16 protein-coding genes are annotated in these 19,673 nt (G+C 64.7%); 8 read left to right on the top strand and 8 right to left on the bottom strand.

Features of this window, described 5'->3' with window-relative positions; genetic code table 11:
* Positions 1 to 104: 104 nt before the first annotated feature.
* Positions 105 to 1,223, bottom strand: coding sequence for a 4-hydroxyphenylpyruvate dioxygenase (gene hppD, locus ACFDR6_RS13545; RefSeq protein WP_375858595.1), 1,119 nt, complete (start codon positions 1,221 to 1,223; stop codon positions 105 to 107).
* 123 nt (positions 1,224 to 1,346) lie between these two features.
* Here hppD and ACFDR6_RS13540 point away from each other — a divergent pair, with 123 nt between their 5' ends.
* Together ACFDR6_RS13540 and ACFDR6_RS13535 are read left to right on the top strand one after the other, a co-directional pair.
* Positions 1,347 to 1,826 carry an Lrp/AsnC family transcriptional regulator gene (locus tag ACFDR6_RS13540; protein WP_212089030.1) on the top strand — a complete coding sequence of 160 codons (480 nt, stop codon included), beginning with the start codon at positions 1,347 to 1,349 and terminating at the stop codon, positions 1,824 to 1,826.
* A gap of 73 nt (positions 1,827 to 1,899) precedes the next feature.
* Positions 1,900 to 2,211: a DUF1272 domain-containing protein gene (locus tag ACFDR6_RS13535; protein ID WP_375858594.1), complete on the top strand. Its 312-nt coding sequence runs from the start codon at positions 1,900 to 1,902 to the stop codon at positions 2,209 to 2,211.
* A gap of 192 nt (positions 2,212 to 2,403) precedes the next feature.
* Here the strand turns inward: ACFDR6_RS13535 and fahA are convergent, their stop codons facing one another.
* The 5 genes from fahA to ACFDR6_RS13510 form a co-directional block, all read right to left on the bottom strand.
* On the bottom strand, positions 2,404 to 3,678 hold the full coding sequence (fahA, locus tag ACFDR6_RS13530; protein WP_375858593.1) for a fumarylacetoacetase: 1,275 nt from the start codon (positions 3,676 to 3,678) through the stop codon (positions 2,404 to 2,406).
* Positions 3,679 to 3,852: 174 nt separating this feature from the next.
* On the bottom strand, positions 3,853 to 5,199 hold the full coding sequence (gene hmgA, locus ACFDR6_RS13525; RefSeq protein ID WP_317241950.1) for a homogentisate 1,2-dioxygenase: 1,347 nt from the start codon (positions 5,197 to 5,199) through the stop codon (positions 3,853 to 3,855).
* Between the two features lie 2 nt (positions 5,200 to 5,201).
* Positions 5,202 to 6,158, bottom strand: coding sequence for an MBL fold metallo-hydrolase (locus ACFDR6_RS13520; RefSeq protein WP_375858592.1), 957 nt, complete (start codon positions 6,156 to 6,158; stop codon positions 5,202 to 5,204).
* Between the two features lie 24 nt (positions 6,159 to 6,182).
* Positions 6,183 to 6,407 (bottom strand): DUF2783 domain-containing protein, encoded by a 225-nt coding sequence (locus ACFDR6_RS13515; protein ID WP_212089020.1) that lies wholly within the window; start codon positions 6,405 to 6,407, stop codon positions 6,183 to 6,185.
* 7 nt (positions 6,408 to 6,414) lie between these two features.
* Positions 6,415 to 8,040, bottom strand: coding sequence for an FAD-dependent oxidoreductase (locus ACFDR6_RS13510; RefSeq protein ID WP_317241948.1), 1,626 nt, complete (start codon positions 8,038 to 8,040; stop codon positions 6,415 to 6,417).
* Between the two features lie 110 nt (positions 8,041 to 8,150).
* Between ACFDR6_RS13510 and ACFDR6_RS13505 the strand changes: the two genes are divergently transcribed.
* A complete protein-coding gene (locus ACFDR6_RS13505) occupies positions 8,151 to 8,693 on the top strand; it encodes a MarR family winged helix-turn-helix transcriptional regulator (protein WP_212089016.1) in 543 nt (180 codons plus the stop codon).
* Between the two features lie 15 nt (positions 8,694 to 8,708).
* On the opposite strand, the gene ACFDR6_RS13500 is transcribed toward ACFDR6_RS13505, so the two are convergent.
* Entirely contained in the window at positions 8,709 to 9,515 is an 807-nt protein-coding gene (locus tag ACFDR6_RS13500) for an N-acyl homoserine lactonase family protein (protein ID WP_212089014.1), read from the bottom strand.
* Between the two features lie 372 nt (positions 9,516 to 9,887).
* Between ACFDR6_RS13500 and ACFDR6_RS13495 the strand changes: the two genes are divergently transcribed.
* The 4 genes from ACFDR6_RS13495 to ACFDR6_RS13480 all read left to right on the top strand — a co-directional run bounded on the left by ACFDR6_RS13495 (position 9,888) and on the right by ACFDR6_RS13480 (position 16,454).
* Positions 9,888 to 11,417, top strand: coding sequence for a caspase family protein (locus tag ACFDR6_RS13495; RefSeq protein WP_212089012.1), 1,530 nt, complete (start codon positions 9,888 to 9,890; stop codon positions 11,415 to 11,417).
* Between the two features lie 143 nt (positions 11,418 to 11,560).
* Complete coding sequence (locus ACFDR6_RS13490; RefSeq protein WP_212089010.1) at positions 11,561 to 12,232, top strand: OmpA family protein; 672 nt, start codon at positions 11,561 to 11,563, stop codon at positions 12,230 to 12,232.
* Positions 12,233 to 12,390: 158 nt separating this feature from the next.
* The gene (locus ACFDR6_RS13485) at positions 12,391 to 13,320 is read left to right on the top strand and encodes an RND family efflux transporter (RefSeq protein ID WP_212089008.1); all 930 of its coding nucleotides are present in this window, start codon (positions 12,391 to 12,393) and stop codon (positions 13,318 to 13,320) included.
* Positions 13,320 to 16,454 (top strand): efflux RND transporter permease subunit, encoded by a 3,135-nt coding sequence (locus ACFDR6_RS13480; RefSeq protein ID WP_375858591.1) that lies wholly within the window; start codon positions 13,320 to 13,322, stop codon positions 16,452 to 16,454. The genes ACFDR6_RS13485 and ACFDR6_RS13480 overlap by 1 nt, the downstream gene beginning before the upstream one ends.
* 185 nt (positions 16,455 to 16,639) lie before the next feature.
* On the opposite strand, the gene ACFDR6_RS13475 is transcribed toward ACFDR6_RS13480, so the two are convergent.
* On the bottom strand, positions 16,640 to 17,314 hold the full coding sequence (locus ACFDR6_RS13475; protein ID WP_212088997.1) for a Crp/Fnr family transcriptional regulator: 675 nt from the start codon (positions 17,312 to 17,314) through the stop codon (positions 16,640 to 16,642).
* A gap of 235 nt (positions 17,315 to 17,549) precedes the next feature.
* Here ACFDR6_RS13475 and ACFDR6_RS13470 point away from each other — a divergent pair, with 235 nt between their 5' ends.
* A complete protein-coding gene (locus tag ACFDR6_RS13470) occupies positions 17,550 to 19,601 on the top strand; it encodes an AsmA family protein (protein ID WP_375858590.1) in 2,052 nt (683 codons plus the stop codon).
* Positions 19,602 to 19,673: the final 72 nt, after the last annotated feature.

Raw genomic sequence — 19,673 nt, 5'->3', positions numbered from 1 at the left:
ACCGATCGCAATCGACGAATCCGCGGTATGGGTCCCGGATCTGCGCTACGCTTGTCCGGGACGACACCTGTTTTGACGCAGCACTGTGCCTGATGGCCGCGTCCTTACGCCGCGTCGCCCACCTTCAACACCCCACGCCTGATCTGATCCTCCTCGATCGATTCGAACAGGGCCTTGAAATTGCCCTCGCCGAATCCGTCGTCGCCCTTGCGCTGGATGAACTCGAAGAAGATCGGACCAATGGCGTTGGCCGAGAAGATCTGGAGCAGCACCTTGGTCTGGCCGCCCTCCACCACGCCTTCACCGTCGATCAGGATGCCGTTCCTCTGGAGACGTGCGAGGTCTTCGCCATGCTTGGGCAGCCGCGTGTCGATCTTCTCGAAATAGGTCTCGGGCGGCGCCGGCATGAAGGGCAGCCCGGCTTCGCGCAGATCCTCGATGGTGCGGTAGATGTCGCGGCAGCCGCAGGCGATGTGCTGGATGCCTTCGCCGCGATAGGTCTTCAGATATTCCTCGATCTGGCCGGAATCACCGGCGTCCTCGTTGATCGGAATGCGGATCTTGCCGTCGGGGCTGGTCAGGGCGCGCGAGAACAGGCCCGAGGCGCGGCCCTCGATGTCGAAGAAGCGGATCTGGCGGAAGTTGAACAGCTTCTCATAGAAGCCGGCCCAGACATCCATGCGGCCGCGATGGACGTTGTGGGTGAGGTGGTCGAGATAGAACAGACCGGCGCCGACCGGCCGCGGATCGCGCACCCCCAGCCATTCGAATTCGGCATCATAGGCCGAGCCCTTGGCGCCGTAGCGATCGACCAGATAAAGCAGGCTGCCGCCGATGCCCTTGATCGCGGGCACGTTGAGCGTCTTCTGTGCCGAGGACACACCAGCAGGCTCGGCGCCGAGTGCGATCGCGCGCTCATAGGCGGCCTTGGCATCGACGACACGGAACGCCATCGACGGAGCGCAAGGCCCGTGCGCGGCGACGAACTCATAGCCGTGGGTGCCGGGCTCTTCGTTGACGAGATAGTTGATGTCGCCCTGACGATAGACCGTGATCTTCCTGGTCTTGTGGCGCGCGACCGGCGCATAGCCCATCAGCTTGAACAGCGTGTGCAACTCGGCCGGGTTGGGATGCGCATATTCGACGAACTCGAACCCGTCGGTGCCCATCGGATTCTCGGCGCTGACGGTGGCCGGCGGCGCATCGTGCGGAAACGGTCCCATTGGCGGCTCTCCCAAATTACTACTGAGAGGAATTATCCTTCATGGGGCCTGCAATGAACGTGCAAACGGGGCGCCGTTTGGCTATGATATGCACGATCCGTGCATCAAATGGGCCAAGGACGCATGACCTCTGTTGACGCCTTCGACCTCAAGATTCTCAGTGCGCTCCAGGACGACGGCCGCCTCACCAATCAGGAGCTCGCCGACCTCGCGGGCCTCTCGGCGTCGCAATGCTCGCGCCGGCGCATGCGGCTGGAGGAGGAGAAGGTGATCGCGGGCTATCACGCCGATCTCTCCAGCGAAGCGCTCGGCTTCGGCGTCATCGCCTTCATCCAGGTGGGGCTTGCGACCCACTCGCCGGATAATTCGAAGCGGTTTCGCGCGCTGGTGAACCGGATCGATGAAATCCAGGAGGCCTATTCGCTCACTGGCGATGCCGACTATGTGCTCAAGGCGGTGCTCCGCGACCTCAAGGGCCTCTCCAACCTCGTCAACGACGTGTTGATGCCGCACCAGAGCGTCGCGCATGTGCGCTCCTCGATCGTGCTGGATAGGCTGAAGGAGAGTTCGCGGCTGCCGCTCAAGGAGATCAAGGCCGGCTGAAATCGAGGGAAATGCGGCATTCGCGCTAGCCCCGCGATCTGCGATGATCCGGACCAAATCGGGAAATTCCGCCATGGCGCTCCAGCTTCGACCGAACTGCGAATATTGCGACCGCGACCTGCCGCCTGATGCAACGGATGCGCGGATCTGCTCCTATGAATGCACGTTCTGCGCGGATTGCGTCGACACGAAGCTGTTCAACGTCTGCCCAAACTGCGGCGGCGGTTTTGCCCCGCGCCCGATCCGTCCCACGCAGGAATGGCGGCCGGGCGTCTGCACGACCAGGCAGGTGCCGTCGGATAAGCGCGTGCATTTGAAATACAGCGTCGAGGACGTCGCCGCGCATTGCGCGCGGATCCGCGACGTGCCGCCGGAGGCTCGATAGCGAATGCAGATTGAGGTAACGCCGGAAGAACTTCGGTACATTATTCGGGTCGGCGCAGCGCTGGTTCAGCACGTCCCCGACAAATCTCTTCCTACCTACTGCAATTTCGACAGGCAGCAGATTATCGATTTTTCAGCTCGGATGCGAACTGAGCTCGACAAGGCGGGCCTCGACTTATAGCCGGCGGGCAACTCACTCCGCCGCCACAATCGTCCCCTCGACCTCGCCGAACCCAACGCGATAGCCGTTGCCTTGGCACCAGCCGCGCATCACGAGGCTGTCGCCGTCTTCCAGGAACGAACGCTTGGCGCCGCCGGGCAGCTCGACTGGCTCGGTGCCGTTCCAGCTGATCTCGAGCAGGCTGCCGCGCTGGTTCTTCTCCGGGCCCGAGATGGTGCCGGACCCCAGGAGATCGCCGACATGCATGGCGCAGCCTGAGGAGGCGTGGTGCATCAACTGCTGCACCGAGGACCAATACATGTACTTGAAACTGGTGCGGCTGATGCCGGCGGGCGCATTGGCACCGGCCGCGCGCAAGGAGACGTCGAGCTCGACATCGTAGTTCTGCGGCTTGGTCTGCTTCAGATAGTCCAGCGGCACCGGATCCTGCTCCGGCCCCTTCCGGCGGAACGGCTCCAATGCCTCGCGCGTCACCACCCACGGGCTGATCGAGGTCGCGAATGCTTTCGCAAGGAACGGGCCGAGCGGCACGTATTCCCATTGCTGGATGTCGCGCGCGCTCCAGTCGTTGAGCAGCACGAAGCCGAAGATCATCTCTTCGGCTTGGCTCTCGCTCAGCATGCCGCCCATCGGCGAGGGTTGGCCAATGACGACGCCCATCTCTAGCTCGAAATCGAGCCGCTTGCACGGGCCAAAGCTCGGCACCTCGACATTCGGTGGCTTCAGCTGTCCGCGCGGCCGCTTCACTTTCGTGCCCGAGACCACGACCGTCGAGGCGCGGCCGTTATAGGCGATCGGCATATGCAGCCAGTTCGGCTGCAGCGCGTTGTCCTTGCCGCGGAACATCACGCCGACATTGGTGGCGTGCTCCTTCGAGGAATAGAAATCGGTGTAGCCGGAGACGGTGAAGGGCAGATGCAGTCTTGTATCGCGCATCGGCACGAGTGACTGCTTGCGCAGCTCCTCGTTGTCGCGCAGCTCCGGATGATCGTGACGCAGCAATTCGCTGAGCCGCGCTCGCGTCTTGCTCCAGACCTTCGGTCCCAGCGCCATGAAGGGATTGAGCGAGCCTCCGGAGAACACGCCGAGCGGACCGACGTCGAGGCGAGAGTCCTGCTCGAGCTCCCAGAGATCGAGCACGTAGTTTCCGATCGCGACACCGACGCGCGGCGTCGGATTGGCAGGGGTCGAGAACACGCCATAGGGCAGGTTCTGGATCGGGAAGTCGGAGGAAGGATCGACCTCGATGAAGGAGCGGAGGCTGGGGTCGTTGGGATGGGTTGTCACGTCTGGCTCAATTCTTTCTTCCTTCTCCCCTTGTGGGAGAACCTGGCGCGAAGCGCCAGATGAGGGGTTGTCTCCGCGAATTCCAATGAGAGATTTCCGTGCTGGGAGAACCCCTCACCCGTCTCGCCGCTGCACGGCGAGCCCCCTCTCCCACAAGGGGAGAGGGGAAGAAAGCTACGGCTTGCTCGGATCGAACCGCTTCTCCAAACCCTTCCAGCAATCCGCATAATCGTCCTGCAGCGTGGATGCGTTCGCGGCATGCGCGGTGACGCGCTGCGGATATCGGGTCTCGAACATGAAGGCCATGGTCCCGGTCAGCTTCACCGGCTTCAATTCGCCGTTGCTGGCGTGCTCGAAGGCGTCGCGGTCCGGGCCGTGCGGCAGCATGCAATTGTGCAGACTCATGCCGCCGGGGACGAAGCCTTGCGGCTTGGCGTCATAGACACCGTAGATCAGGCCCATGAACTCGCTCATGATGTTCATGTGGTACCAGGGCGGGCGGAAGGTGTTGTCGGCGACCATCCAGCGTTCGGGGAAGATCACGAAGTCGATATTCGCGGTGCCCGCCGTCTCCGACGGCGAAGTCAGCACCGTGAAGATCGAGGGATCGGGATGGTCGAAGCCGATCGCGCCGACCGGCGAGAACGTGCGCAGATCGTATTTGTAGGGCGCGTAATTGCCGTGCCAGGCGACGACGTCGATCGGCGAGTGCGGCAGCGTGGTCTTGAACAGCGAGCCGCCCCACTTCACGTAAAGCTCGGTCGGCGTGTCCTTATCCTCGTAGAACGCAACCGGCGTGAGAAAGTCGCGCGCATTGGCGAGGCAATTGGCGCCGATCGGCCCGCGCTCCGGCAGGGTGAACGCGCCGCCGTAGTTCTCGCAGAGATAGCCGCGCGCCGGCCCGTTCGGAACCTCGACCCGGAATTTGACGCCGCGCGGAATCACCACGATCTCGCCCGGCTCGGCGTCGATGCGGCCGAACTCAGTGACGAGGCGCAAGCTTCCCTGCTGGAGCACGAACATCAGCTCGCCGTCTGCATTATAAAAGTGCTGGTCCACCATCGACTTGGTGATGAGATAGACATGCGCGGCCATGCCGGCCTGCGTATTCACGTCCCCCGCCGTCGTCATGCTCTGCACGCCCTGAACGAAGGTCACGTCGTCCTTCGGCAGCGGCGTCGGATCCCAGCGCATCTGCGCGATCGGCAGATCGTATTCGTGGCACGGCGCCGAACGCCAAAGGCCCGCATCGACCTTCTCGAAACGCCCCGAATGCTTCACCGAGGGGCGGATGCGATAGAGCCAGGAACGCTCGTTGCTGCCGCGAGGCGCGGTGAAGGGCGAGCCCGAGAGCTGCTCGGCATAGAGCCCATAGGCGCAGCGTTGCGGCGAGTTACGCCCGATCGGCAGCGCGCCCGGCAACGCCTCGGTCTCGAAGCTGTTGCCGAAGCCGGACATGTAGCCCGGCGTGACTTGCGCCGAACTGCGGATGATCTGATCAGGCGAGGTGTTGATGTTCATGACTATCCTCCTCCTTGCAGGGCGGCCCACATTTCCTGGTCGCGCTTGTCGGTCCAGATCACGGGATCATCGATGCCCGACGCCTCGTCGTAGGCGCGCGACACGTTGAACGGCAGGCAGTGCTCGTAGATGGCGAAGCTGCTGAACTTCGGATCCATCACCTCGCGCGTCGCCGCCATCGATTCCTTCAAGCTGCGACCCTTGGCGACCGAAATCTCCGCGGCGCCATAGAGCGAGGTGACGAAGTCGCGCGTCATGGCAATGGCCTCGCGCACCGTGGCGGTGCCCTTGAGCGCATCGCCGCGGCCCGGCGCGATCGCCTTGGGATTGAAGTTGCGGATCTCGTTCAGCGTCATCGGCCATTCGCGCAAATGCGCATCGCCGCAATAGCAGGCCGAGTGATATTCGATGAGGTCGCCGGAGAACATCACCTCGGCGTCCGGCACCCAGACGACGATGTCGCCGGAGGTGTGGCCGGCTCCGAGTTGCATCAGCCGCACCTCGCGCTTGCCGAGATAGATCGACATCTCGCCTTCGAAGGTCAGCGTCGGCCAGGTCAGGCCGGGAATGCTCTGCGCGTCCTGGAACAGCCGCGGGAAGCGGCCATATTCGGAATCCCAATCCTGCTGGCCGCGCTCCTCGATCAGCCGGTACGTCTCCTGCGAGGCGACGATGCCTTGCGCCTTGTAGGCGGAGGCGCCCAGCACGCGCACGGCATGATAGTGCGACAGCACGACATATTTGATCGGCTTGTCGGTGACCGCGCGCACGCGCTCGATCACCTTGTTCGCCATCGCCGGCGTCGCCTGCGCGTCGAACACCAGGCAGCCGTCGTCGCCGACGATGATCGCCGTGTTCGGATCGCCCTCGGCGGTGAAGGCATAGAGATCGGTGCCGATCTCGGAAAAGGTGATTGTCTTCTCGGAGAGGTCGCCGGTGGATGCGAAGTTCTTCGCCATCAATTCGTCCTTCAGGTCACAGGGTCATTGTTGTTGCTGTTGTTGCTGCTGGCCGTCGATCATGCGCCTCTTGGCGAGAGCGATCGCCTCGCGCAGCACATCGATGTCGCCGACATGGTTGGCGAGGATCAGCACCAGCGCCGCGTCCAGATCGGCGCTCTGCTCCTCCGTGAGACCACGATGCGCCTCCGCGATGGCACGGAAGGCGTCGTCAGGTCGCGCGAAGTTGGAGCTGGTGGACAGCGGCATGAAAACCTCAATTCAGACCTTGCGCCCGCGACAGGGCCGCCGCGATCGCCGCTGGCGTCGGATGGCGGAAGCGCGCCGCGACGTAGCCGTCGGGCCGGAGCAGATAGGCGGCGCCCGGCTCGGCGTGATAGCGCTTTGCGACGAGGCCCGCGCGATCGGCAAGTCCGCCGTCGATGCGGATCTCCTTCACCCCATCGGGCCCCGGGATCGCCGCGCCGTTGCTGAACGACAGCAGCGTAAAGTCCGTTCCACCCTTTCGGAATGCATCCGTCAGATAGCTCTGCTCGGCAATCGGCGCGTCGAGCATGGAGCAGCCGGGAAAAGGTCCGCCGCCCCACACATCCGTATCCGGCGACGACAACGGCGAATCGTAGCTGCACGGCACCGACAGCCGTCCGCCATTGACCATGCGCTTGCCGAACTCGGTCTCCCTGGCGAGCGACAACACCGCCTTGCGCAGCCGGGCTTCCTGATGCGAGTTCGGCGCCATGAAATCGGTCGAGCGGGTGGATTCGCGGATGTTCTCGTCCGCCGCCATGCTGCGCTCGGCATGATAGCTCTCCAGCAGGCTGGCCGGCGAAGTGCCGCGTAGCACGCGGTCGAGCTTCCAGGCGAGATTTTCGGCGTCCTCGAGTCCCGAGTTCGCACCGCGCGCGCCGAACGGCGAAACCTGGTGCGCGGAATCGCCGGCAAAAATCACGCGGCCATGGATGAAGCGGTCCATCCGCCGGCATTGGAATTTGTACAGCGATATCCACTCGAACTCGAACTTATCGTGACCGAGCATGCGCGCGATCCGCGGCCGCACGTTTTCAGGCTTCTTTTCGACAACGGGATCGGCGTAGCGATTGAGCTGGAGATCGATGCGCCAGACGTCGTCGGGCTGCCGGTGCAGCAGCGCCGAGCGTCCCGCATGGAACGGCGGATCGAACCAGAACCAGCGCTCGGTCGGGAATTCCGCGGTCATCTTGACGTCGGCGATCAGGAACTGATCCTCGAACACCTGGCCCGCGAACTCGGCGCCAACCATCTGCCGCAGCGAGGACCGCGCGCCATCACAGGCGATCACATATTGCGCATGCAGACGATAGGCGCCCTCCGGCGTTTCGATCGTCAACAGGGCGGAATCGTTGCGCTGCTCCAGCGCCGTCACCTTGTTGCGCCAGCGCAAATCGATCTCGGGCAGATCCTGGATGCGATCGACCAGATAGGCCTCGGCGTAGTATTGCTGCAAATTGATGAAGGCCGGCCGCTTGTGGCCGTCTTCGGGCAGCAGGTTGAACTGGTAGAGCTGAGACTCCCCGTGGAAGATCCGGCCGACGCTCCACACCACGCCCTTGGCGACCATGCGGTCGCCGACGCCGAGCCGGTCCCAATATTCCAGCGAGCGTTTCGAGAAGCAGATCGCGCGGGAGCCCTCGCCGATGCGATCGGCGTCATCCAGAAGGACGACGCGCTGGCCGCGCTGGGCGAGATCGATCGCGAGCGACAGCCCGACCGGGCCGGCGCCGACAACCACGACCGGATGCTCGGCCGGGCTTTGGCTGGCGCGGTCCTGATCGGGATGGCGGCGATAGCCGAACTGGGCTTTGGCCTGATGCGTCTTGGCCTCATGTGTCTTGGCCTGCGCCATGCACGAACCCCGGCTCTGGTCAGGAGAGGACCGATCTGCTAGATAGTCTCACGTGCAACTATTTTGGACCGGAGCCGGCCGGCCGTCAACTGGAATTCGGAGCGCACTCCTTGGCGAGGACATCCAGCGATATCGCATTGAAGGCACGCGAAGCCGATGAGGCTTCCGCACGGCCAAAGGCACGGCTCGACCTCTTCAAGTTCGTCCCGTTCCGCCTCAACCGGCTCGCGGCCGAAGTCAGTTCCGCGCTCTCGGTCGAATATCAGGAACGGCACGGTCTCGACATTCCGGCCTGGCGCGTGATCGCCACGCTCGGGTTCCGCGTTGATGCCTGCAGCGCGCAGTACATCGCGCAATGCACCCGCACGCACAAATCGACCATCAGCCGCGCGGTGACCACGCTGCTCCACGAGGACCTGATCGAGCGGGTCGAGAACGAAGCCGACCGCCGCGAATTTCGCCTGCAACTGACCAAGAAGGGCCGCGTGCTCTACGAGGAGCTGTTCCCGCAATTGCTGCGGCGGGAAGACGAGATCCTCGCCTGCCTCTCCGCACAGGAGCGCAAGCAGCTCTCAGTGCTGCTCGGCAAGATCGAGCAGAGCCTCGACCTGATCCAGACCAGCGAAGAGGCCGACGCGAAGCAGGCGTATTAGCTTCTTCCGTCATTCCTATGTCGCAAACGACCGCGACGGCGGCAGATGCAGCGCCCAGGCATCGACCTTGTCGCTGGCGCGCGGATAGATCTCCGTCACGATCGGATCGTGGCCGGGGATGAATCGATCGGGGTGGCCGGCGAGGCGCTCGATCGTCTCCCAGCCCACCGCCATGTCGCCGACATTGTAGACGATCGGGAACGGGCTCCTGCGCTGAAGATTGGCGTAGTAATGCGCGGCATCGGATGCCAGCACCACCGGCCCGCGCGCGGTTTCGACCTTGACCACCTGCAAGCCGTCGGAATGGCCGCCGACGCGATGCACGGTGACGCCGGGCGCGACCTCGCCGTCGCCCGAATAGAAATTGACACGCTCGCCATAGACGTGGCGCACCATCTGCGTGACGTGCTCGACCGAGAACGGATGGCGCAGCAGGCCGTTGCACATGCAGCGGCCGGTCGCATAGGCCATCTCGCGCTCCTGCAAATGAAAACGCGCCTTCGGGAAACGGTCGAGATTGCCGGCATGATCGTAGTGCAGATGCGTCACGATGATGTCGCGAATGCTCGACGCCGCAACGCCAAAGCGCTCCAGCGCATCGACCGGATTGAGCGTCAGCTTGCGCGCCCGCGCGCTCGCCTCCTCCGCATTGAAGCCGGTGTCGACCAGGATGTCGCGGCCGTGCCCCCGGATCAGCCAGACGAAATAGTCGAGGTCCTGCGCCGCGCTGTCATGTGGATCGGGCTGAAGAAAGTTCATGCTGGGGGTGCGCGGCGACATCGTCGCATAGCGCAGGGCGTAAATCTCGTAGGTGTTTCCCATGGGTTTTTGCTTGCTTTTCTGAGTGGGTCTTCCAGGACGATCCTGCGCAGCAAGCCATTGTCCGCTGCAAAGGTCAAACGCCTCGCGGCGCGACGAGCAGGCCATCAATGTGCGATCCATCACATTTTCGTCGCCATGAAGGCCCTAACGTCCCGCCGGTAAAGATCGAGCCGGATGCCGTCGAGCACAACCATGACAGCCCGCATACTGCCCTTGCGACTCGCCCGGACGTTGCGGTCGATCGTCGCGATAACGCCGAATCTCCAAGCGGTTGACGCCCCCCGTCCCCGGTTTGATAATGCAGGAAGCGTAAGTTAAGGTCGCCGCGGCGCAAGCTGGGAACGGCGCCTTTTTGGCTGGACCGCGCTGATTATGAAAATTCGCTTCTTTTTTCTTCTGCCCTTGCTCATCTCACTCGTCCCGACTGCCCCATCGCTTGCGGCCGGGGATCGTTTTGCGCTGGTCATCGGCAACGCCAAATATCCCGATGCGGATGCCCCGCTGAAGGAACCGATCAACGATGCGCGCGACGTGGCCGACGAGCTCAAGCGCGACGGCTTTGCGGTCGAGATCGGGGAGAATCTGACTGGCGACGGCATGCGCCGCGCCTTCGACAAGCTCTACGGCAAGATCAAGCCGGGATCGGTGGCGCTGGTGTTCTTCAGCGGCTTCGGTATCCAGTCGGCGCGCCAGAGCTACATGCTACCGGTCGATGCGCAGATCTGGACGGAATCCGACGTGCGCCGCGACGGTTTCAGCCTCGAGACCGTTCTCGGCGAGCTCAACACCCGCGGTGCCGGCGTGAAGATCGCGCTGATCGACGCCTCCAGGCGGAACCCGTTCGAGCGGCGGTTCCGCAGCTTCTCGGCCGGCCTGACCCCGGTCATCGCGCCGAACGGCACGCTGGTGATGTATTCGGCCGCGCTGGCCTCGGTGGTCTCGGACGCCGGCGGCGACCGCAGCCTGTTCGTCCAGGAGCTCCTGAAGGAAATCCGTGTCCCCGACCTGATGGCCGAGGAGACGCTGAACCGCACCAAGATGGGCGTCACCCGCGCCTCGCGCGGCGAGCAGGTGCCGTGGATATCCTCTTCATTGGCCGAAGATTTCTCGTTCAGCCCGGGAGGCGGCGGATCGCGTCCCGCACCGGCCACGCCGCCTGCGCCTCCCGCGCCGCCGGTCGTCGCCAACAATCCTCCGCCGCCCGCGCCGCCGACCCCACCTCCGCCGCCGAAGCCGGCAGACACCGCTGCGGCACCCGCGCCAGCTCCTCCCCCTGCGCCCGCGCCGGCTCCCACGCCGAAGCCTCAGGTCGAGGCGGCCCTGCCGCCGCCGCCACCGCCACTGCCTGTGAAACCGATTGATCCGGCCCCGAGCACGGACAGCGGGCCGAGTGCCGCCACCCTGGCCGACGATCCCACGATCAAGAGCCTGACCTCCAAGATTGCCGCCAATCCGGACGACGTGAACGCGCTGTACCGGCGCGGCCAGGTCTATGCCAGCAAGGGCGCCTACAACCTCGCCATCAAGGATTTTGACGACACGCTCCGGATCAACACCAAGGATGTCGAGGCGCTGAACAACCGCTGCTGGACTCGCACCGTCGTCGGCGACCTGCAGGGCGCGCTGAAGGATTGCAACGAGGCGCTGCGGCTGCGGCCCAACTTCGTCGATGCGCTGGATAGCCGGGGGCTCGTCAACCTGAAATCCGGCGCGGTCAAGAATGCCATCGCCGATTTCGATGCGGCCCTGAAGATCAATCCGCGCCTGACCTCCTCGCTCTATGGACGGGGCCTCGCCAAGCAGCGCAACGGCTCCGCCCAGGAAGGGGCGCTCGATATCGCCAATGCCAAGGCGATGGATCCGAACATCGTTCAGGAGTTCGCAAGCTACGGAGTGCGCTAGTATTTTTTTGGCTCGAGGCGGTCGAGGCCTCGAACCTTGAACAGCCCGGGGAAGACCAATGGGCGGATGCCGCAACAGGTCTTTTTCCGGGGCCTGTTGCTCGAATTTGGAAGCACGCGAGCTGGCTGCAGGAGGGACTGGCTATGAGACTGGCTGCAAAGGGACTGACCGCGATCCTGTCCATCATCACCATCGGCGTGGCTCTGTCGCTGCCGGCCTCGTCAGCCTTCGCGGGCGAAGAAAGCAACAGCAAGAACGTCACCGAGGACGAGATCCTCCGTGCGCTCGCCCCGCCGGCGAAAAAGCCTCTGACCCGTGGGCTCTCCATTGGCCCGCAGACCGAGCCCGCGCCGAGCGCGACCGAGACCAAGCTGATCCAGTCGGTGCGCGGCCGCTCGACACGCTCGCTGTCGTCGACCGAGCGCGAGGAAATCGCCTTGGCCGCCAAGGACAAGCCGAACATCGACCTCGAGATCACCTTCGACTACAACTCCGCCAATATCAGCGCCAAGTCGATGCCCTCGGTGCAGGCGCTCGGCCGCGCGCTGACCAGTCCCGACCTGAAGGGCTCGACCTTCGTGGTCGCCGGTCATACCGACGCCGCCGGCGGCGAGGCCTACAACCAGGATCTGTCGGAGCGCCGCGCGGATTCGATCAAGCGCTATCTCGTCGAGAAGTACAGCATCTCCGCGACCGACCTCGTCACCGTCGGCTATGGCAAGAGCAAGCTGAAGGATCCGGGCCAGCCGCTGGCGGAGGCCAACCGCCGCGTGCAGGTCGTCAATATGGAAAACAAGACCACCGCATCGAAATAAGCACGACGCAATCCTTTGCAGTGACGAGTCGTGATGTGGTGTAAAGTCTCGCTTCCAAAGCGCGTCCCGCAGCCGTGCGGGACGCCGCTTCATTTCAGGGAAACGCTCTCGATGGGCCTCGCGCGGATGGCCGTGAGCCAGGCCAGGATGATCCGGCGATGAAGTTCACCGAATATCTCAAGCCTGCCGGCACCGTGGTGTTCGTCGTCGCGGTCGGCATCGGCTATTATCTGTTCGAGCACCGCAAGCGCCCCGAGCCGAAGGAGACGCAGAGCGAGGCACTCGTCATCGTGACGAAGTCGACCAATGCCTGCTTCTCCGACCTGGTGCGGGTGACCGGCTTCTTCGTGCCGCGCCGCGAGGCCGTGGTCATCGCCGATCAGGAGGGATCCCGGGTCACCGACCTGCTGGTCGCCGAGGGCGCCGTCGTCGCCGACAACCAGGAGCTGGCGCGCCTCACCCCGCCGCCGCAGATCCCGGGCCAGCCGCAGCGACCCGGCCCGCAAGGCCCGGTCTCGCTGAAGGCACCTGCCGCGGGCCTCGTCACCGAAGTCCGCACGATCGTCGGCGCGCCCGCATCGCCGCAGGCCGGCCCGATGTTCCGCATCGCCGTCAACAACGAGATCGAGCTCGATGCCCAGGTCCCGGCGGTGCACATGACCAAGCTCAATGCCGGCGCAACCGTGCGCATCAGCCGCGACGACGCGCCTGATTTGATCGGCCGGGTCCGGCTGGTTGCGCCCGAGATCGACCGTGCCACGCAGCTCGGCCGCGTCCGCATCAGCGTCACCAACAATCCCTCGCTGAAGGTCGGCGTGTTCGCCCGCGCCTCGATCGACGCCAAGCGAAGCTGCGGCGTCTCGATCCCCAAGACCGCGATCGACCATCTCACCATTCAGGTCGTCAAAGGCAACACCATCGAGACGCGCAAGGTGCGGGTCGGACTGTCGTCCGACAGCGCGACGGAAATCCTGGAAGGCCTCAACGTCGGCGAAATCGTCGTGGCCGACGCCGGCTCTTCGCTCCATGATGGCGACCAGATCAAGACCATGTTCGCCGATGAACTCGATCGCACGCGGGTACGCTGATGGCACTCAATATCTCGGCATGGTCGATCCGCAATCCGCTGCCGTCGGTGGTCTTCTCGATCATCCTCCTGATTCTCGGCTGGGTGTCTTTCACCAAGCTCGCGGTGACGCGGCTGCCTTCGGCCGACATTCCCGTGATTTCGGTCGCGGTGTCGCAGTTCGGCGCGGCACCCGCCGAGCTCGAATCCCAGGTGACCAAGACCGTCGAAGACGCGGTCTCCGGCGTCGAGGGCGTGCGCCACATCACCTCGCAGATCACCGACGGCCTGTCGGTGACGACCATCCAGTTCGCACTTGAGACCAACACCGACCGCGCGCTCAACGACGTCAAGGATGCCGTGACGCGCGTGCGGTCGAACCTGCCGCAGAACGTCACCGAGCCGCTGATCCAGCGCGTCGACGTCATCGGCCTGCCGATCGTCACCTATGCCGCGATATCGCCCGGCAAGACGCCGGAGCAGCTCTCCTATTTCGTCGACGACGTGGTCAAGCGCGCGCTGCAAGGTGTGCGCGGCGTGGCCCAGGTCGAGCGCATCGGCGGTGTCGAGCGCGAGATCCTGGTTTCGCTCGATCCCGACCGCCTGCAGGCGATGGGGCTGACCGCGGTCAATGTCAGCCAGAGCCTGCGCGGCACCAATGTCGACGTCGCCGGCGGTCGCGCCGAGATCGGCAAGAATGACCAGGCGATCCGCACGCTCGCGGGCGCCAAAACGCTGAGCGACCTCGCCGGCACCATGATCCCGCTGTTCGGCGGCGGCGAAGTCCGGCTCGACGATCTCGGCACCGTCACCGACACCATTGCCGACCGCCGCACCTTCGCCCGCTTCAACGGCGAGCCGATCGTCGCGCTCGGCATCAAGCGCTCCAAGGGCGCCAGCGACGTGAAGGTGGCCGAGGCCGTGCAGAAGCGCATCGACGCGCTCAAGGTCACCTATCCCGACGTCGATCTGAAGGTGATCGACACCTCGGTCGAATATACCAACGGCAATTACCACGCGGCGATCTCGACCCTGTTCGAAGGCGCCATCCTCGCCGTGGTCATCGTGCTGTTGTTCCTGCGCGACCTGCGCGCCACCATCATCGCCGCGATCTCGCTGCCATTGTCGATTTTCCCGGCGTTCTGGGCGATGGACCTCCTCGGCTTCTCGCTGAACCTCGTCAGCTTCCTCGCCATCACGCTGTCGACGGGCATTCTGGTCGACGACGCCATCGTCGAGATCGAGAACATCGTCAGGCACATGAACATGGGCAAGTCGCCCTATCGTGCCGCCCTGGAAGCTGCCGACGAGATCGGCCTCGCGGTGATCGCGATCTCGCTGACGATCATCGCGATCTTCGCACCCGCAAGCTTCATGTCGGGCATCGCCGGACAGTTCTTCAAGCAGTTCGGCATCACCGTCTCGGTGCAGGTGTTCTTCTCGCTGCTCGCGGCGCGCTTCGTCACGCCGGTGCTCGCCGCCTATTTCCTCAAGCCCGGCCATCACGAAGAGCCGCCGCCGGGGCGCATCTTGCGGTCCTATCATCGGATCGTGGCCTGGTCGGTGAAGCACTATTTCATCACGGTGCTGGTCGGCTTCGGCGTCTTCGCCGCCTCGATCTGGAGCATCACGCTGCTGCCGCAGGGTTTCCTGCCCGCGCAGGACAGCTCGCGCTCGCTGGTTGCCCTCGAACTGCCGCCGGGCACCCAGCTCGCCTACACCGAAAAGGTCACCGAAGACATCGTCGCGCGCCTGCGCAAGCGGCCCGAGGTGAGGAGCATATTCGTCGATGGCGGGCGCGTTCCGCCGGGGACCCAGGAAGTCCGGCGCGCCGCCTTGATCATCAACTACACGCCCAAGGACAGCCGCGACATCACCCAGCGCGAGCTCGAATTTTCGATCAGCCAGGAGCTGGAGAACATTCCAGACATCCGCTTCTGGTTCCTCGACGAGAACGGCCTGCGCGCCATCTCGCTGGTCGTGACCGGCGCGGACGCCAACATCGTCAACAACGTCGCCAGCGAGCTCGCGACGCAGATGAAGCGGATTCCGACCATCTCCAACGTGATCTCGGAAACCACGCTGGAGCGGCCCGAGCTGCGCGTGCAACCGCGCGCCGATCTCGCCGCACGGCTCGGCGTCTCGACCGAAAGCCTCTCGCAGACCATCCGCGTCGCCACCATCGGCGACGTCGGGCCCGCGCTCGCCAAGTTCGACGTCGGCGACCGGCTGGTGCCGATCCGCGTGCAGCTCGAAGATGCCGCACGCGGCGATCTGAAGACGCTGGAACAGTTGCGCGTGCCCCTCGGCGAGCGCGGCGAAAAGGGCGGCGTGCCCCTCTCCGTCATCGCCGACGTCAAGCTCGACCAGGGTCCGACCAGCATCAACCGCTACGATCGCGAACGGCAGGCGACCGTTGCCGCCGACCTCGTCGGTTCCGCCGCGCTCGGCGACGCCACCAAGAAGATCTACGACCTGCCGGTGATGAAGAGCCTGCCGAAAGGCGTGAAGGTCTCCCCCTCCGGCGATGCCGAGAGCCTGAACGAACTGTCCGACGGGTTCGCCACCGCGATCACGGCGGGCCTGATGATGGTCTACGCGGTGCTGGTGCTGCTGTTCGGCACCTTCCTGCAGCCGATCACGATCCTGTTCTCGCTGCCGCTCTCGATCGGCGGCGCGATCGCGGCCCTGCTCCTCACCGGCAAGCAGCTCACCACGCCGGTGTGGATCGGCATCTTGATGCTGATGGGCATCGTCACCAAGAACGCGATCATGCTGGTGGAGTTCGCCATCGAGGCCATCAAGGCCGGCAAGCCGCGCGAGGAAGCCATGATCGACGCCGGCATGAAGCGCGCCCGCCCGATCGTGATGACCACGATCGCTATGGCCGCGGGCATGATTCCAAGCGCGCTCGCGGTCGGTGCCGGCGGCGAATTCCGTTCGCCGATGGCGCTCGCGGTGATCGGCGGCCTGATCTTCTCGACCATCCTGTCGCTGGTGTTCGTGCCCGCGATGTTCATGGTGATGGACGATTTCGGCGCGCTGATCTGGCGCTTCGCCAAACGGTTGATCGTGAACAGCGAGGACGCCGAGGCGGACGGTCATCACGCGGCGACGCCGGAATCGAAGAACGTCGCACATCGCGCCGCGGAATGAGATTGCCGAGGCAGGGCAGCCGGAGGACGCACTGGCGAAGGACGCCCCCAGGCGCTCTGTTACCTACATGACTTTCGGGCGGATAACGATCGACCCTACGGTCTGCACCGGCAAGCCCTGCATTCGAGGGGGCATGATTCCGTTCACGCTTCCGAAGCTGATCCTGGCCCCGATCGGTTGAGTCCCTACTCGTTCCGCGCGATCGCCGTCAGCTTGGTCATGTTTCGCAGCAATATCCGGCCGCGCTGGAGATCCAGGATCGCTTCCTTGCGCCAGGCCTGGAGCTGACGGTTGACGCTCTCGCGGGCGGCCCCGACGAAGACGCCGAGCTGCTCCTGCGAGATGTGCACCTCGGAGCCGAAATCGGCGGCGAGCGCGCAGAGCCGCCGCGCCAGGCGCACCGGCAGCGGCTGCAGCATGGATTCTTCCATCCGCTCGCTCTGCCAGCGGATGCGCTGGCACAGCAATGCGATGATCTTGATCGCGACCTTCGGCTCGCGTTCGAGAAAGGCGAGAAAATCTTCGCGACGCAGCACGAACAATTCGCTGGCCTCGCCGGCGGTCGCATCCGCAGTGCGATTCTGGCCGTCCAGCACCGCGACTTCGCCGAACAGGTCGCCCGGCCCCATGAAATTGAGCGTCAGCCGGCTGCCGTCGGAGGCGCCGGTCTCGATCCGGACCTGGCCGCGGCGCACGCCGAACAGCGCGTCCCCGGGATCGCCCTTCTGGAACAGCACCTCGCCGTTCCCCAGATGCTGGGTATGACAGAGGTTGGACAGCCGCTGGATCTCGTCTGTACCGAGATCCGCGAACATCGCGTTCATCTTCAGAATGACCGCAAATTCGGCCTGCTTGCTCATTTCAATATCCTTGTGAGCGTCCTGGACAGCTTTTCTTGGGAATCGCTTGAAACCATCAACGTCAGGATCGCGTAAAACCGCGCCGGGGAAGTGTGTCATAAGTCACATAACTTTGCAGCACCCCCTGACTATTTTTACGCGCTTGGAGCCGCTTCCCGTCCGGGGATAAACTCAGGCGCAAAGGACGGTCATCTGCGGGATTCAACGCCCGATTGTCCGTCGCTGGAAAGTCGAGATGAGAGCATTGAAGTTCGCCGGCGCGGCTCTGGCCGCCGTCATCGTCGTGATCGCACTCCTGCTGGTGGTCGGGATCCCCTCGGGCTTCCTGACCTCGAGGATCGCCGCACGCGTCGAGAGTGCAACCGGCTATCGCCTGTCGATCGACGGCACCACGAAGATCAGCCTGTGGCCGACGCTGAACGTCACGCTGAACGACCTCACGCTTGCCGACCCCCGGGATCGCAGCGGCATCACGCGCCTGACGGTCGACAGCGTGCAGGCCGACATGTCGCTCTCCAGCGTGTGGGCGGGCCGCCCTGAGATCAGCGAGCTCGTCGTCACCCATCCCGTGCTCTACCAGCCGCTGCTGCGTGAGCGCCTGCCGAATGCGGGCACCTCGTCGAAGCCGCCCGCGCTCGATGTCGGCGGCGCGTCCATCGACCGCGTCAAGATCACCGACGGCGAAGTCGCGTTCTCGCGCGTACGCGATCGTGTCGAGGGCCGCATCAGTGCCATCAACGCCGACGCGACCGTCGGCCGCGACCGCAAGGTCAACATCGCCGGCACCGCGCGCGTCGGCGACCACCCGACCAAGTTCGACATCAAGGCGACCTCGCCGGCGGCGCCAGGCGACCGGCCGACGATTCCGGTGGATTTCGCCATCGACATGCCCAGCGTGCTGAAGTCTCAACTCGCCGGTCATGCCGAGGTGCGGCTGAACGGCGATCTCGTGATGATCAACGGCGTGAACGGCAGGCTCGGCGACGGCACCTTCAACGGCTGGGCTTCGGTCGACATTGCGAGCAAGCCCCTGGTCAAGGTCGACCTCGACTTCCAGCGTCTGGCGATTCCGCTGGCGAAATCGCCGCAGGGCGCGCCAGGGCAACCCTGGAGCAATGCGCCGATCGACGTCTCCGGGCTCAATTACGTCGACGCGCAGGTGAGAATCTCGGCGAACGAGGCCGTGATCGGCGATGCCCGCATCGCGCCGCTGGCGCTCGATGGCAAGCTCGCCGGCGGCGTATTGAAGGCCGGCACCGCCAATCTCGGCGCCTATGGCGGCCAGGTCTCGGGCGAGGTGATCCTGGACGCAACCACCGGCGCGCCGAGCTTTGCCATGCATTCCGACCTCGTCGGCGTGCGCGCGCTGCCGCTGCTCCAGGGCCTTGCCGAATTCGACCGCATCGACGGCAAGCTGCAGGCCAAGCTCGCTCTGCGCAGCGCCGGCACCAGCCAGCGCGCGCTGATGGCGAACATGCAGGGCACCGCCTTCGTCAATTTCCAGGACGGCGCCATCCGCGGCATCAACGTCGCGCAGATGATCCGCTCGCTGACATCGGGCACGCTGTCCGGCTGGCAGGACAACCAGAGTCCCGGTCAGGAGCAGAGCACGGATTTGTCGCAGCTCTCGGCCTCGTTCCGCATCGACAAGGGGCAGGCCGTGACGACCGATCTCAATCTGATCGGACCGCTGGTGCGCGTCACCGGCGCCGGCACCATCGCGCTCGACACCAAGATGATGGGCTTTCGCGTCGAGCCGAAGCTGGTGATGACGACGGAAGGTCAGGGCCGCGCCAATGAGCCGGTCGGCTTTGGCATTCCCGTGATGATCCAGGGCAGCTGGTCGCAGCCGCGGATCTACCCTGATATGGCCGGCATGCTGGACAATCCGGATGCCGCCTATGCCAAGCTGCGCGAGATGGGCAAGGGCCTGTTCGGCCCTGACGGCGCCGGGCTCGACAACATTCTGGGCAGCCTTGGCCTCGGCGGCACGACGCCGCCCGGCGGCAATGCCAATCCGCAAACCCAGCAGCCGGGCCAGAACAATCCGCTCGGCGGTCCGCTGGGAGAGGCGATCGGCAATTTGATCCAGCAGGGGCTTTCCAGTGGCGCGGGAAGCAGCACCGGCGCCGCGCCAGGCAGCGGCCGCAACCGCAGCCTGCCGGGAACGCCTACGACACCGGCGCCGCAGGCCTCGCCCGCGGCTCCAGCCTTGGAAGACCCGCCGGTCGCGCAGCAGGACAGTCAGCCAATGAACGACGTGCTGCGGCAGCTCTTCAACCGGTAATGGCCGGACTGGCGGGCTCAATTCCACGGCAATCCCTGACCATCGGCCCTTCCCGCGCCCGGCTTCCTCCGA

Source organism: Bradyrhizobium tunisiense, assembly GCF_042263385.1.
GTDB classification, from domain to species: domain Bacteria; phylum Pseudomonadota; class Alphaproteobacteria; order Rhizobiales; family Xanthobacteraceae; genus Bradyrhizobium; species Bradyrhizobium tunisiense.
Note: the sequence above shows the minus strand (reverse complement) of the source record. Positions and strands in the feature narration are given on the sequence as shown.